Annotated in this window: 15 protein-coding genes; 13 read left to right on the forward strand and 2 right to left on the reverse strand. The window is 75.1% G+C overall.

What is annotated here, in order from left to right; all coding sequences use genetic code 11:
- The first annotated feature begins 71 nt into the window (after window positions 1–71).
- From E7744_RS02880 to mnhG, 6 genes are read left to right on the forward strand one after another with little or no spacing between them, the layout of a single operon-like run.
- Window positions 72–3,290, forward strand: coding sequence for a Na+/H+ antiporter subunit A (locus E7744_RS02880; protein ID WP_137772824.1), 3,219 nt, complete (start codon window positions 72–74; stop codon window positions 3,288–3,290).
- Entirely contained in the window at window positions 3,287–4,030 is a 744-nt protein-coding gene (locus tag E7744_RS15925; RefSeq protein ID WP_210417148.1) for a Na(+)/H(+) antiporter subunit C, read from the forward strand. Before E7744_RS02880 ends, E7744_RS15925 begins: the two co-directional genes overlap by 4 nt.
- Window positions 4,027–5,817: a Na+/H+ antiporter subunit D gene (locus E7744_RS02890; protein WP_137772825.1), complete on the forward strand. Its 1,791-nt coding sequence runs from the start codon at window positions 4,027–4,029 to the stop codon at window positions 5,815–5,817. The genes E7744_RS15925 and E7744_RS02890 overlap by 4 nt, the downstream gene beginning before the upstream one ends.
- Window positions 5,814–6,455 (forward strand): Na+/H+ antiporter subunit E, encoded by a 642-nt coding sequence (locus tag E7744_RS02895; protein ID WP_137772826.1) that lies wholly within the window; start codon window positions 5,814–5,816, stop codon window positions 6,453–6,455. Before E7744_RS02890 ends, E7744_RS02895 begins: the two co-directional genes overlap by 4 nt.
- Window positions 6,452–6,739, forward strand: a complete 288-nt coding sequence (locus tag E7744_RS02900) for a monovalent cation/H+ antiporter complex subunit F (RefSeq protein ID WP_137772827.1) — start codon at window positions 6,452–6,454, stop codon at window positions 6,737–6,739. The genes E7744_RS02895 and E7744_RS02900 overlap by 4 nt, the downstream gene beginning before the upstream one ends.
- The gene (gene mnhG / locus E7744_RS02905) at window positions 6,732–7,232 is read left to right on the forward strand and encodes a monovalent cation/H(+) antiporter subunit G (protein ID WP_137772828.1); all 501 of its coding nucleotides are present in this window, start codon (window positions 6,732–6,734) and stop codon (window positions 7,230–7,232) included. The genes E7744_RS02900 and mnhG overlap by 8 nt, the downstream gene beginning before the upstream one ends.
- A 59-nt stretch (window positions 7,233–7,291) precedes the next feature.
- Here mnhG and E7744_RS02910 read toward each other — a convergent pair whose 3' ends face one another.
- Both E7744_RS02910 and E7744_RS02915 read right to left on the reverse strand, forming a co-directional pair.
- Window positions 7,292–7,579, reverse strand: coding sequence for a DUF4235 domain-containing protein (locus tag E7744_RS02910; protein WP_137772829.1), 288 nt, complete (start codon window positions 7,577–7,579; stop codon window positions 7,292–7,294).
- Between the two features lie 39 nt (window positions 7,580–7,618).
- Entirely contained in the window at window positions 7,619–8,215 is a 597-nt protein-coding gene (locus tag E7744_RS02915) for a MarR family winged helix-turn-helix transcriptional regulator (RefSeq protein WP_246858523.1), read from the reverse strand.
- Window positions 8,216–8,324: 109 nt separating this feature from the next.
- Here E7744_RS02915 and idi point away from each other — a divergent pair, with 109 nt between their 5' ends.
- From idi to E7744_RS02950, 7 genes are all read left to right on the forward strand, one after another.
- Window positions 8,325–8,876, forward strand: a complete 552-nt coding sequence (gene idi / locus E7744_RS02920) for an isopentenyl-diphosphate Delta-isomerase (protein ID WP_137772830.1) — start codon at window positions 8,325–8,327, stop codon at window positions 8,874–8,876.
- On the forward strand, window positions 8,873–10,066 hold the full coding sequence (locus E7744_RS02925) for a polyprenyl synthetase family protein (protein ID WP_210417149.1): 1,194 nt from the start codon (window positions 8,873–8,875) through the stop codon (window positions 10,064–10,066). Before idi ends, E7744_RS02925 begins: the two co-directional genes overlap by 4 nt.
- Window positions 10,063–10,986 (forward strand): phytoene/squalene synthase family protein, encoded by a 924-nt coding sequence (locus tag E7744_RS02930; protein WP_137772831.1) that lies wholly within the window; start codon window positions 10,063–10,065, stop codon window positions 10,984–10,986. Before E7744_RS02925 ends, E7744_RS02930 begins: the two co-directional genes overlap by 4 nt.
- A 71-nt stretch (window positions 10,987–11,057) precedes the next feature.
- Window positions 11,058–12,653: a phytoene desaturase family protein gene (gene crtI, locus E7744_RS02935; RefSeq protein ID WP_137774809.1), complete on the forward strand. Its 1,596-nt coding sequence runs from the start codon at window positions 11,058–11,060 to the stop codon at window positions 12,651–12,653.
- Complete coding sequence (locus tag E7744_RS02940) at window positions 12,653–13,069, forward strand: lycopene cyclase domain-containing protein (RefSeq protein WP_137772832.1); 417 nt, start codon at window positions 12,653–12,655, stop codon at window positions 13,067–13,069. Before crtI ends, E7744_RS02940 begins: the two co-directional genes overlap by 1 nt.
- Window positions 13,066–13,452, forward strand: coding sequence for a lycopene cyclase domain-containing protein (locus E7744_RS02945; RefSeq protein WP_137772833.1), 387 nt, complete (start codon window positions 13,066–13,068; stop codon window positions 13,450–13,452). Before E7744_RS02940 ends, E7744_RS02945 begins: the two co-directional genes overlap by 4 nt.
- Window positions 13,449–14,333 carry a prenyltransferase gene (locus E7744_RS02950; protein WP_137772834.1) on the forward strand — a complete coding sequence of 295 codons (885 nt, stop codon included), beginning with the start codon at window positions 13,449–13,451 and terminating at the stop codon, window positions 14,331–14,333. Before E7744_RS02945 ends, E7744_RS02950 begins: the two co-directional genes overlap by 4 nt.

The following is a 14,333-nucleotide window of genomic DNA, read 5'->3' on the forward strand; positions in this document are numbered from 1 at the left end:
GCCCGGGCGTGCCGGGCCCGTCCGCTAGGATGGGAGGCAGAACCCGACCCCCGACCCCTGGAGGCCGCCGCGTGCTGACCGTGCTCATTGCACTCTTCGCAGTGGCACTGGTCGCGCCAGTCGTCTTCCGGGTCCTGGACCGCAACGGGTTCTACGTCCTCGCCGCCGTGCCGGCCGCCGGCTTCGCCTGGCTGCTCAGCCGCCTGCCCGAGGTCCTCACCACCCAGCGCGCCGTCAACGCGGGGGCCGCGCCGCCCGGCCACGCCCCCGGCGGCCTCGTCCAGGCCTACCCGTGGATGCCGGACCTGGGCATCGAGCTCTCGTTCCGGATGGACGCGCTGTCGGCGTTCATGGGGCTCATCGTGCTCGGCGTCGGTGCGCTCGTGCTGGCCTACTGCGCCCGCTACTTCCCCCGGGGCGAGTCGCGCAACGCCGGCTTCGGCGCCCAGCTGCTGGCCTTCGCCGGGTCCATGTTCGGCCTGGTCACCACGGACGACCTGATCGTCCTCTACACCTTCTGGGAACTGACCTCGGTGCTGTCGTTCCTGCTGATCGGCTACTCCGCGCACCGCATCTTCGCCCGCCGCTCCGCCATCCAGGCCCTCGTCGTGACGACCTTCGGCGGACTGTCCATGCTGATCGGGCTCGTCATGCTCGGCCAGGCCGCCGGCACCTACCGCCTGTCCGAGATCGTGGCGGCCGGCCCGGCGCTGCTCACGGGACCGCACGCCGGGGCGTTCATGGAGTGGGCCATCGTCCTGGTGCTGGTCGGGGCGCTGTCCAAGTCCGCGCAGGTGCCCTTCCACTTCTGGCTGCCGGCGGCCATGGCCGCCCCCACCCCGGTGTCCGCCTACCTCCACGCCGCCGCCATGGTCAAGGCCGGCATCTACCTCGTGGCCCGGCTGGCCCCGGCCTTCGCGGAGTCGTGGTGGTGGCAGGCGCTCGTGCTCGGCGTGGGGCTCTGGACCATGCTCGTGGGGGGCTGGCGGGCCCTGCGCCAGACGGACATCAAGCTCATCCTCGCCTACGGGACCGTCTCCCAGCTGGGCTTCCTCATGGTCGCCAACGGGCTGGGGAACCGGGACGCGGCCATGGCCGGGCTGGCCATGCTCGCCGCGCACGCGCTGTTCAAGGCGCCGCTGTTCATGGTGGTGGGCATCATCGACCACGAGGCCGGCACGCGTGACCTCGCCCGGCTCTCCGGGATCGGGCGCAACCACCCCTGGCTGTTCGCCACGGCGCTCGTGTGCGCCGGCTCGATGGCGGGGATCCCGCCGCTGCTGGGCTTCGTGGCCAAGGAGTCGGTGCTCGAGTCCCTCGTGCACTGGGCGGAGCACGGGTCCGCCGCGGCCGGTCCCTGGGCCACCGCCTGGGCGTGGGCGCCGCTCGTCGGCGTCTCGCTCGGCTCCGTGCTGACCGTCGCCTACTCGGCCCGTTTCCTGTGGGGCGCCTTCGCCACGAAGTCGCTCGTGGCGGACGGGCGGACGGTGCGGGTGGAGGACACCCGCTTCGCCGGCGCCGTGACGCCCGGCGCGCTCGGCCCCTCCGCCGTCCTGGCCCTGGCGTGCGTGGCCGCGGCCCTGGTCCCGGGCACCGTGGAGGCCCTGGCCGCCGCGTTCGGCGCCGGCATGCCCCCGCTCGAGCCCGGCTCCGAGGCCGCGTACCTGGCGCTGTGGCACGGCCTGACCCCCGTGCTCGGCCTCTCGGCGGGGATCATCGCGATCGGCCTGCTGCTCTACGCCGCGAAGGACCCGGTGGCCCGGCTGCAGTCCGCGGTGCCGCCGTGGGTGGACGCCCAGCGCGTCTACCGGTCCGCGCTGGCGGTGCTGGACGACGCCGCCATCTGGGTCACGGGCCGCACCCAGCGCGGTTCGCTGAGCTACTACCTGTTCATCATCCTCGCGGTCGCCCTGCTGGCCCCGGCCGCCGCCCTCGTCCTGCCGCAGGGGGACGACGACGGCGCCCGGCTCGTGGAGTCCGTCCTCGCCTCCGCGCGGTGGACGTGGGCGGACTCGGTCGCCCAGGTGCTCATCGCGGCGGCCATGATCGTGGCCACGGTGGCGGCGCTGCGCGCCCGCAAGCGCTTCATGGCCGTCCTGCTGGTCTCGGTGACGGGCTACGGCCTGGCGGCCATCTTCGCCCTGCAGGGCGCCCCGGACCTGGCCCTGACGCAGCTGCTCGTGGAGTCCATCATCCTGGTGGCCATGGTGCTCGGCCTGCGGGTGCTGCCCCCGGGCTGGTACCGGCGCCGCCGCACGGAGTTCCGCGCCGCGCGGGCGTTCCTGGGCATCGCCTTCGGCGTGGTCATGGTCGGGGTCGCGATCACCATGCTGGCCTCGCGCACCGCGGACCCCATCTCGTGGGAACTGCCCCGGCTGGCCTACGAGGACGGCGGCGGGGCGAACATCGTCAACGTGCTGCTCGTGGACATCCGCGCCTGGGACACCTTCGGCGAGATCACGGTGCTGGCCGCCGCGGCCACGGGCGTGGCCTCGCTCATCTTCATCCAGCACCGGGACCGCCGCACGGCCAACCTCGAGGACGTCGCCTCCGGCTCGGTGGGCCGCTACCGGGCGCAGGGACCGCTGGAGACGCGGGAGCTGGCCGCGGTGCGCAAGTTCGCGATCGTGGACCAGGACCAGTGGCTGGTGGCGGGCCGCACGGTGGCCCCCGAGCGCCGCTCCATCATCTTCGAGGTCATCACCCGCCTGGTCTTCCACGTCATCATCCTGCTGTCGGTCTACCTGCTGCTCGCCGGGCACAACACCCCGGGCGGCGGCTTCGCCGGCGGCCTGATCGCCGGGCTCGCCCTGACCATCCGCTACCTGGCCGGCGGGCGCTACGAGCTGGAGCAGGCCATGCCCATCCCGGCCGGTGTCCTGCTCGGCGCGGGGCTCGCGGTGGCGGCGCTGACCGGCGCCGTCCCGCTGCTGGCCGGCGGCGAGGTGTTCGAGTCCGCGATCGTGGAGTTCACCCTGCCGGTGGTGGGGCACGTCAAGTTCGTCACCTCCACGGTCTTCGACATCGGCGTCTACCTCGTCGTCGTCGGGCTCGTCATCGACGTCCTGCGCTCCCTCGGCTCCGAGGTCGACCGCCGCGCCGAGGCCGAGGCCACGACCCAGTCCGAGGCGGCCCAGCGCCGCCGTCGGGACCGGGCCCTGGCCGGCACCACCACGGCCGCCGACGGGCACCGCCGCGGCACCGCCGCGTCCAGCCCCCGCCGTGCCGCGCGCGTCACCGGCGCCGTCGGCGTGCGGAGCGCCTCGCGCCCCGGGAGGTCCGGCCGATGAGCGTGAACATCGTCCTGCTGCTCGTGATGGGCGTGCTGTACGCCGGCGGCGTCTACATGCTGCTCGAGCGCACGCTGACCCGCGTGCTGCTGGGCATGGTCCTGATGACCAATGCCACCAACCTGCTGATCCTGGCCATGGCCGGTGAGCCCGGGGAGTCGCCGATCGTGGAGGCCGGCCTGGCCCCGGAGGACTACTCCGACCCCCTGCCGCAGGCGCTCACCCTCACCGCGATCGTCATCTCCTTCGCCATCACCGCGTTCATGCTCGGCATGATCTACCGGTCGTGGAAGCTGGGCCGGCGGGACGAGGTCCTCGTGGACACCGAGGACGTCAAGGTCGCCGTCCAGCCGGCCTTCGACGCGGAGGACGACGCCGTCCTGCAGGACGAGAGCTCGGAGTTCCTCGACGAGGACGAGGACCCCAACGCCGACTACGAGCACGCCACGGCCATCAACCCCACCACCGGGACGCTCGCCGTGCGGCCCCGGGGCGACGGCACCGTGCGCGTGCAGGCCCCGGCGGACCGGCACCTGCCCTCCTCCCCGGGCCGGCGGCCCTCGCAGGAGCCGGAGGAGGGCGAGTACCCCGTGGGCGCCACGGGGCACGGGGACCACCTGCCGGACGAGGACGAGCGGGCCGGCAGCCCGCGTTCCCGGCCTCGGCGGCACGAGCCCTGGGAGGACGAGGACCACGACGACGGCGGGCCGGGCCACGGCCGGGGAGAGGGGGAGCGGTGACGGACATCGTCTCGCTGACGCCGCTGGCCGTGCTGCTGCCCATCCTGGGCGCGGCCCTGGCCTTCGTGCTGGTCCGCCGGCCGCGCGCCCAGATCGCGATCACGGTCACCACCATCACGCTGACCCTCGTGCTGGAGTGCCTGCTGCTGGCCGCCACGTGGGACACCGGCGCCGTGGCGGTCTACCTGGGCGGCTGGGAGGCCCCGTGGGGCATCGCCATGGTGGTGGACCGGTTCTCCGCCCTCATGCTGGTGATCTCCTCGGCGGTCGTGCTGGCCGTGCTGCTCTACGCCTCGGCGCAGGGCATCACCGACCAGGACCAGGGCGGGCCGGTCTCGATCTTCCACCCCACGTTCCTCATCCTCGTGGCCGGGGTCTCCAACGCGTTCCTCGCCGGTGACCTGTTCAACCTCTACGTGGGCTTCGAGATCCTGCTGACCGCCTCGTACGTGCTGCTCACGCTCGGTGGCACGGGGCCGCGCGTGCGCGCCGGCATCACCTACGTGGTGGTCTCGGTGATCTCCTCGGTGATCTTCCTCATCGCGATCGCGATGATCTACGGGGCCACCGGCACCGTGAACATGGCCGACCTGGCGGTCAAGCTCGCCCAGCTGGACCCGGACGTGCAGATGGTGCTGCACGTCATGCTGCTCGTGGGCTTCGGCATCAAGGCCGCCGTGTTCCCGCTCTCGTTCTGGCTGCCGGACTCCTACCCGACCGCCCCGGCCCCCGTGACCGCCGTGTTCGCGGGCCTGCTGACGAAGGTCGGCGTCTACGCGATCGTGCGCACCGAGACCCTGCTGTTCCCGGGGGACCGGGTGAACTCGCTGCTGATGTGGGTGGCGCTGCTGACGATGGTCGTGGGCATCCTCGGCGCGCTGGCCCAGAACGACATCAAGCGCGTGTTGTCCTTCACGCTCGTCTCCCACATCGGCTACATGGTCTTCGGCCTCGGGATGTCCACCGTCCTGGGCCTGGGCGCCACCATCTTCTACGTGGTCCACCACATCACGGTGCAGACCTCGCTGTTCCTCGTCACCGGCCTGATCGAGCAGCGGGCCGGCTCGGCGAACGTGGACCGGCTCGGCGGCCTGGCCCGGATCTCCCCGCTGATCGCCGTCCTGTTCTTCCTGCCGGCCATGAACCTCGCCGGCATCCCGCCGTTCTCCGGGTTCCTCGGCAAGGTCGGCCTCATCCAGGCCGGCGTCGAGCTGCAGACCCCGCTCGCGTGGGCCCTCGTGGTGGGCTCCGTGGTCACCTCGCTGCTGACCCTGCTGGTCATGGTGCGGGTGTGGACCCGCGCGTTCTGGCGCCGCGTGGAGGACGTGGAGCACCCGCCGGCCAAGCTGGTGCTCGCCGTGCAGGCCCTCGAGTCCCGGGGGCACGCGGACGCCCCCGGTGCGCCCGCCGTGCGGGCGCCCCGGGGCGCGACGACGGGGCTCGTGGCACCGACGATCGGGCTCGTGGCGCTCGGGCTGGCCTTCACCGTCCTCGCCGGCCCGCTGTACGCCTTCGCGGACCGCTCGGCGACGGACATGCTGGCCCGCACCCCGTACATCGAGGCGGTGCTCGGCCCGGAGGCGGCCGCCCAGGCCGAGGCGGACGTGCGCTCGCTCGAGGAGCGCGGCGTCGTGGCGCCCCCGGCCCCGCACACCGGCCCCGGCAGTCCCCAGCCGCTCGAGGGCGCGGACTCCCGCGGCACGGACGCCGGCACCCGGCCCGGCGGGGACGTCCCGGGGGACGAGGGCGCGGGCGACGCCGGCCCGGCGGACGGGGGACGACCGTGAGCACGAGGACCGAGGGCCCGGCGGGGCGCGCGGGGAACGGGCGGGACACCGGCGCGGAGGGGCGCCAGCCCTTCTGGAGCCAGTGGCCCCTGCTGCTGGGGCTCACCCTGACGTGGGGCGCGCTGTGGCAGGACTTCTCCCCGGGCGTGCTGCTGGCCGGCGTGGTGTTCTCGCTGCTGGTCCTGTGGTTCTACCGGCTGCCGCGCGTGACCTTCGCGGACCGGTTCAGCCCGTGGCACGTGCTCGTGTTCACGGGCCGGTTCCTGGTCCACGTGGTCACCGCCTCCGCCTCCGTGGCGTGGGACGCGATCACCAAGGGGCCGCGGATCGCGAACTCGGTGGTGGCCGTGCCGCTGCGCAGCCACGACGACCTCGTCGTCACCCTCACGGGGCACGCGCTCGCGCTCGTGCCGGGCTCGCTCGTCATCGACGTGGACCGGCCCAGCTCCACGCTGTTCCTGCACGTGCTCGACGCGCGGGACGAGGCGGACGTGGAGTCGTTCCGGGCGGAGGCGCTCGCCACCGAGGCGGCGATCATCCGGGCGATCGGCTCCCGGGCGGACCTCGCCCTGGTCGAGGAGGACGAGGCGCGCCGGGCGGACCGCCGGGCCGACCGTGGGGGGAAGGAGACCCGATGACCGTGCTGGAGATCGCCGGCTACGTGAGCCTGGTGCTGCTGGCCCTCGGGGCCGTGGGCGCCATCTACCGGATCGTGGCGGGGCCGTCCATCCTGGACCGGGCCATCGCCACGGACGTGCTGCTGATCGTCATCTCCTCGGGGCTGTGCGTGGAGATGGCGGTGAACCACCACACGGACAACATCGTGTTCGTGGTGGTGGCCTCGGTCATCGGCTTCATCGGCTCGGTGACGCTGTCCCGGTTCGTGGCCGAGTCGCGGAAGGAGCCGGTCGAGCATGCCTGAGTCCTCGTGGTGGGAGGCGGCCGCGCTGCTGGCCGCCGGTCCGGCGGGCGCCGCGGCGCCCGGCCTCGACTGGCCGGCGGTCGCGGACGGCATCGCCGGCGTCCTGCTCGTGCTGGGCGCGGCGCTGTCCACCGTGGCGGGCATCGGCCTGCTGCGCTTCCCGGACCTGCTCTCGCGGATGCACGCCGCCACCAAGCCCCAGGTGCTGGGCCTGCTGCTGGTGCTGCTGGCCCTGGCCTTCGCGTGGCGGGCGTGGGCGTGGGTGCCGGTGCTCGTGCTGGCGTGGGTGCTGCAGATGCTCACGGCGCCGGTGTCCGCGCACCTCGTGGGCCGGGCCGGCTACCGCACCAAGCACCTGCGGCGGGAGATCCTCTACACGGACGAGCTGGCCGACGTCGTGGCCCGCCAGGACGACGAGGGCCGGCCGGTGACCGGGGCCGACCGCCGCACCGCGCCGCGCCCGGACCCCTCGGACCACCACGGCCGCGACTGACCCGGAGACGACGACGTCCCGGCCGGGACGGTGCCCGGCCGGGACGTCGGGGGGACTGCTCAGACCTCGGCGCGGCCGGCCAGCTGCTTGCGGGCGGAGCGGGCCTGCATCCGCTCGATCGCCTCGTGGGCGCCGCGCTGGGAGACCACGCGGATGAGGGCCGCGATCCCGGCGGCGATCGTGGCGAAGGCGATGGCCTCCCACATGTTGTTCTCGGTGTCGTCGAGGTCCTTCGGCGCGTCGTGGCCGGTGACCTTCCGCCATCCGAAGTCGACGATCTTCGTGCCGATGAGGCCGCCGCCGACCGTGACGCCGGTGGTGATGAGCTTGTTCACGAGGGTGTTCACGAGGGTTCCTCCCGGACGTGGTGCATGGTCGGGCCCAGCCTATCGGGTCGCCGCACCGGCCTCCGGACCCTTCCCAGGACCCGTCTCCGGGCCGGCGTCCGGGCCAGCGGCCCCGGCAGCGCCGGGGGAGTCGTCCGCGCCGGGCCCGGCCTCCTGCCGCAGGGACTCGGCCATGGCGTCGAGGAACTCCGCGACGGCGGCGCGCGAGTGCTCGGGCACGGCGCGGGCCACCTCCATCATCCGCCGGTGCATCCGGGCCATGTGCCCGCGCACCTCCCGGTGGGCGTGGTCCGTGGCCCGGACCACCACCGAGCGGCGGTCCTCCGGGTTCGGCTCGCGCACCAGGTGCCCGGAGGCGGTGAGCCGGTCCAGCAGCTTGGTCGTGGAGGCGGTGGAGATCCCGAGGTAGTCCGCCAGCGACCGCGGGGTGGGGCACTCGCCGGCCAGCTCGCGGGCGATGACGAACCGCAGGGCGTCCACGTCCGTGGCGTTCATGTCCATCCCGGCGCTCATCTGCCGGCGCATGTCCCGGTCGGCGGCCCGGAAGCGCCGGAGCGCGGCGAGGATGCCGACGGCGGGGTCGCCCGCGTCGAACCAGTAGCCCGCCGGGGGGCGCTCGCCGTGTAGCTCCGTCACGGCCTCGATGCTACGCTCAATTCACTAGCCAAGCTAGTGACACACTCATCGTGACATCTTCCCCGTAGGATGGGCACCACCTGAGCCGCCGCTACCCCAGGAGACAGCCATGGATCCCGACCCCTCGGACCATGTGGTCCTCGTGGACGACGACGACGAGGTCCTCGGCCTGGCCCCCCGGGCCACCGTGCACGGGGCGGACACCCCGCTGCACCGGGGCTTCTCCTGCTACGTCCTGCGCGAGGACGGCCACGTGCTCGTCACCCGCCGGGCCCTGGCCAAGAGGACGTGGCCGGGGGTGTGGACCAACGCCTTCTGCGGCCACCCGCGGCGGGACGAGGACGTCCTGCAGACCGTCCACCGCTACGCGCGGCACGAGCTGGGGCTCGAGCTGGAGGCGGTGCGCTGCGTGCTGCCGGACTTCCGCTACCGCGCGGTGGACGCCTCGGGCGTCGTGGAGAACGAGCTGTGCCCGGTCTTCGTGGCCCGGGCGGCCGGCCCCGTGCGGCCGAACCCCGAGGAGGCGATGGACCACCACTGGGTGGCGCCGCGGGCGCTGGAACAGTGGGTCCAGGCCGCGCCCTTCGCGGTGAGCCCGTGGATGGCGGAGCAGCTGCCCGGGGTCCTCGCGGCCCTCTCGGCGGGGGAGGTGGCCCGGTGAACGGCACCGACCGCCGGCTCCAGGCCGCCCTCGAGGCGGGCGCGGCGCGGTCCGGGGAGTACGGCGAGGGGCACCGTGAGCTGTGGGCGGCCCTGTCCGCGGCGGTCGACGGGGGCAAGAGGTTCCGTCCGGCGCTGGTGCTCGCCGCCCACGACGCCCTGGGCGGCCGCGCCCCGGGCCCCGCCGAGCGGGTCGGCGCGGCCCTGGAGATGCTCCACACCGCCTTCGTGGTCCACGACGACGTCATCGACGGCGACGTCGTGCGGCGCGGCCGGCCCAACGTGTCCGGGACCTTCCGCGCCGAGGCCCGCCGCCGCGGCGCCGGGGAGGAGGCGGCGCGCGGCTACGGCGACGCCGCGGGCATCCTCGCCGGCGACCTCGCCCTCGTCACCGCCACCCGGATGATCGCCCGGTGCGGGGCCCCCGAGGACGTCCTCGACGCCCTGCTGGACCTGCTCGAGGACGCCGTGCACGCCTCCGCGGCGGGCGAGCTGGCCGACGTCGGGCTGTCCCTGCCGCTGGACGGGCGCTCCACCGGCGTGGCCGACGCCGTGCGCGTGGCCGAGCTCAAGACCGCCGTGTACTCCTTCCGCCTGCCCCTCCAGGCCGGCGCCCTGCTGGCCGGGGCGCCCGAGGAGGCCGTCGCCGCCCTGGGGCCCGTGGGACGGGACCTGGGCATCGGCTTCCAGCTGCTGGACGACCTGCTGGGCGTCTTCGGCGACCCGTCCCGCACCGGCAAGTCCGCCCTGTCCGACCTGCGCGACGGCAAGCCCACCGCCCTGCTGGCCCACGCCCGGGGCACCGGGGCCTGGGAGCACCTGGGCGCGCTCGTGGGGGACCCGGCCCTGGACGATGGCGGCGCCGAGCGCGCGCGGGCGCTGCTGACCGGGTGCGGGGCGCGCGAGCGCGTGGCCGCCCTCGCCGACGAGTACCTCGACGGGGCGTTGCGCGCGGCCGGCCGGGCCCCCGTGGCGCCGCCGCTGGGGGAGGCCCTGGCCGGCGTCGTGGAGCAGATCCGCCGGACCGCGGCCGCCGCCCTCCTCCCCGCCGAGGCGTCCCCGCCCGCCGCGGCGCCCCCGCCGGCCCCCGGCGAGCGCGCGGGCGCCCGGCCGGGAGGCCCGGCGCGCCGGTCCGCGGCCGCCGTCGGGCCCGCCGTCGCCCGCCCCGGGACCCTGGCGGTGCCGCGATGAGCGCCGGGCTGCAGCAGCGCCCGGCCCCCGGCCGGCGCCGGGACGGTCGGGCCGCGCGCCCCGGCCCGGCCGCACGGGAGGGCCTGGACCGCTACGACCGCGTGGCGCAGGCGAGCGCGGGCGAGGTCATCGCCGGCTACTCCACCTCCTTCGGCTGGGCGTGCCGGCTGCTCGCCGAGCCGGTGCGCACCCACGTGCGCAACCTCTACGCCCTGGTCCGGGTGGCGGACGAGATCGTCGACGACCCGGACCCGTCGCTGTCCCCGGCCTGGCGCCGGGAGCAGCTCGACGCGCTGGAGGCCGAGGCCTACCGCGCGCTGTCCAGCACCCGCAGCACGAACCTCGTGGTCCACGCCTTCGCCCTGACCGCGCGCCGGTACGGGATCGGCCGCGAGCTCGTGGAGCCGTTCTTCGCCTCGATGCGGGCGGACCTGGTCCGCACCCACCACGACGAGGCCAGCCTGGGCGAGTACGTGCACGGCTCGGCCGAGGTGGTCGGGCTGATGTGCCTGCGGGTGTTCACGGGCGGGGACACCGCGGCCTACGAACGGCTGCGCCCCGGCGCCGAACGGCTCGGCGCGGCCTTCCAGAAGGTGAACTTCCTGCGCGACCTGGCCGCCGACCACGACGAGCTGGGCCGCACCTACTTCCCGGGCCTGGACCCGGCCGCGTTCAGCGACGCCCACCGGGACGAGCTGCTGGACGGGATCGACGCGGACCTGGCGGCCGCGGCCGCCGTCATCGGGCAGCTGCCGGACTCCAGCCGCCGGGCCGTGCTCGCCGCCCACGGGCTGTACGCCGCCCTGTCCCGCCGGCTGCGCGCCACGCCAGCCGAGCGCATCCGCACCGCCCGCGTGCGGGTGCCGGACGCCCAGAAGGCCCTGATCCTCGTGCGCGCCCTCGCGGGGGTGGCGGCGTGAGCGCGCGCCGCGCCGCGGGCGGCGGCACCCCGGGCGGCCGCACCGCGGGCGCGACGCCGGCCCGCCGGGTCGTGGTGATCGGCGGCGGCATCGCGGGCCTCGCCTCGGCCGCGCTGCTGGCCCGGGACGGGCACGAGGTGGACCTCGTGGAGGCCCGGGACGAGTTCGGCGGCCGCGCCGGGTCCTGGGAGCGGGACGGCTTCCGCTTCGACACGGGCCCGTCCTGGTACCTCATGCCGGAGGTCTTCGACCACTTCTTCCGGCTGCTGGACACCTCGGCCGCGGCGGAGCTGGACCTCGAGCGGCTGGACCCCGGCTACCGCGTGTTCTTCGAGGACGAGCCGGAGCCCCTGGACGTCCGCGCGGACCGGGCGCTCAACGTGGCGGCCTTCGAGCGGATCGAGCCGGGGGCGGGCCGGGCCCTGGAGCGCTACCTCGACTCGGCCCGGCGGACGTACGACATGGCGATCGAGCGGTTCCTCTACACCTCCTTCACCTCGCTGCGCCCCTTCCTCTCCCGCGAGCTGGCCGGCCAGCTGCACCGGCTGGGCCCCCTGCTGCTGGAGTCCCTCGAGCGCCTCACCGCCCGGCACTTCCGGGACCGGCGGCTGCGGCAGGTCCTCGGCTACCCGGCCGTGTTCCTCGGCTCCTCCCCGGACCGCGCCCCGAGCATGTACCACCTCATGAGCGCCCTGGACCTGACGGGGGGAGTGCTCTACCCGCAGGGCGGCTTCGCCCGGCTCATGGAGGTCCTCGTGCGCCTGGCCCGCGAGCACGGGGTGCGCCTGCACCCGGCCACGGCCGCCACGGCGATCGAGACCGAGCCCACCGGGGCCCGGCGCGGCGCCCGCGCCCGGGCCACCGGGGTGCGCGTGCGCGGGGCCGACGGCGCCGAGCGGGTGCTGCCGGCCGACGTCGTGGTCTCCACGGCGGACCTGCACCACACCGAGACCACGCTGCTGCCCCCGGCCCTGCAGACCTACCCGGAGCGGTGGTGGCGCCGCCGGACCTCCGGCCCCGGGGCGGTGCTCGTGCTGCTGGGCGTGCGCGGGGAACTGCCCGCGCTGGAGCACCACAGCCTGTTCTTCACACGGGACTGGGAGGCGAACTTCGGGGCCATCCGCGCCGGGACGGTGCCGGACCCCGCCTCGGTGTACGTGTGCCGGCCCTCGGCCACGGACGACTCCGTGGCCCCGCCCGGGCACGAGAACCTGTTCGTGCTCGTGCCCCTGCCGGCGGACCCGTCCCTGGGCCGCGGTGGGCTGGACGGCGGCGGCAGCCCCGCCGTGGAGGCGGTCGCGGACGCGGCCCTCGAGCAGGTGGCCCGGTGGGCGGGCATCGAGGACCTCGCCGAGCGCGTGGTGGTCCGGCGCACCCTCGGCCCGGCCGACTTCGCCGAGGACCTCGGCGCCTGGCGCGGCGGGATGCTGGGGCCGGCGCACACGCTGGCCCAGAGCGCGATGTTCCGGGCGTCCAACGCCTCGCGCCGCGTGGAGTCGCTCTTCTACGCCGGCTCCAGCACCATCCCGGGCATCGGCCTGCCGATGTGCCTGATCAGCGCCGAGATCCTGCTCAAGCGCCTGCGCGGGGACCACTCCGCCTCGCCGCTGCCCGAGCCCGCGCCCGCCGCGGGGCCGGTGGCCGCCGACGCCCCCGGGGAGGCGTGATGGCCCTGGCGTACCTGTTCTCGCTCGCGGTGAGCCTGGGCTGCATGGTCCTGCTGGACCGGCGCTTCCGGCTCGTGCTGTGGCGCGCCCCGCGCACGGGCGCCGTGGTGCTCGGCGTCGGCATCGCGCTGTTCCTGGCCTGGGACCTGGCGGCCATCGCGGCCGGGCACTACGCGGCCGGGCAGTCCCGGGCGATGACCGGGATCATGCTCGCCCCCGAGCTGCCCCTCGAGGAGATCCTGTTCATCACCTTCCTGTGCTACCTCACCCTCGTGCTGCGCGGCCTGCTGGAGCGCCTGCCGGCCGCCGCCAGGGACCGCCGGCGGGGAGTGTCCCGCGGGCCCGGGCCATCGAGCCGTCCCCGGGTGTCCCACCGGGAGCACGGGGATCGCCGGACCGCGGGGGTGGGCCCGTGAGCTACCTGGCCCTCGCGCTCGTGTTCGTGGGGATCTCGGCGGCCGTCGCGGCCGTGGCCACGTGGCGCCGCCGGCTCGGCGCACGGTGGTGGGCCATGACCGCCGCGACCATCGCGGTGCTCGCGGTGCTCACGGCGGTGTTCGACAACGCCATGGTCGCGGCGGACCTGTTCCGCTATGACGCCTCCCAGCTCACCGGCTGGTCCGTGGGGCTCGCCCCCGTGGAGGACTTCGCGTGGCCCGTGGCCGCGGGGCTGCTGCTGCCCTCGGCGTGGGCCCTGCTGCGGCCGCGGGACGCGGAGCGGGACGGACGGCCGGAGCGGCGGCCGGGCGAGGCCGGGACCGGGCGGGGCCCCGCCCCGCGCGCGGAGGAGGCGGCATGACGGCGGTGGCCACGACCACGGGAGCGGTCCGGCAACTGGTCGGCTCCTCGCGCCCGGTGAGCTGGGTCAACACGGCCTATCCCTTCGCGGCGGCCTACCTCATGGGCGGGGGAGGGATCACCCCCGCCCTCGTCCTGGGCACCGTGTTCTTCCTCTTCCCGTACAACCTGCTGATGTACGGGATCAACGACGTCTTCGACTACGAGTCCGACCTGCGCAACCCGCGCAAGGGCGGGATCGAGGGGATCGTCCTGTCCGACCGGTGGCACCGGCTCACGCTGTGGGCCTCGGCGCTGCTGGCCCTGCCGTTCGTGGTGGCGCTCGTGGCCGCCGGCACCGTCCTCTCCACCGTGGTCCTCGCGGTCACGCTGGCGGCCGTCGTCGGGTACTCGGCCCCGCGGATCCGCCTGAAGGAACGGCCCGTGCTGGACTCGATGACGTCCTCCACGCACTTCGTGGGCCCGGCGGCCTTCGGCCTCGCCCTGGCCGGCGGGGACTGGACGCTCGCCGCCGTCGCCGCGCTCGCCGCCTTCTTCCTGTGGGGCATGGCCTCGCAGGCGTTCGGGGCGGTCCAGGACGTCACGGCGGACCGCGAGGCCGGCATCGGCTCCATCGCCACCGTGCTCGGCGCGTCCACCACCGTGCGGGCCGCGATCGGCCTGTACGCGGGCGCGGGGGTCGTGGCCCTGCTCACCGGGTGGCCCGGGGCGCTGTCCGCCCTGCTCGTGGTGCCCTACATCGCCAGCATCCTGCCGTTCCGTTCCCTGCCGGACGCCCGGTGCGAGGAGGCCAACGCCGGATGGCGCCGGTTCCTGTGGATCAACCAGGTCACCGGATTCCTGCTGACGATGCTGCTCATCGCCATCGCGTGGGGGCGCTGA

The sequence above is a fragment of the Citricoccus sp. SGAir0253 genome (genome assembly GCF_005877055.1).
GTDB lineage: Bacteria > Actinomycetota > Actinomycetes > Actinomycetales > Micrococcaceae > Citricoccus.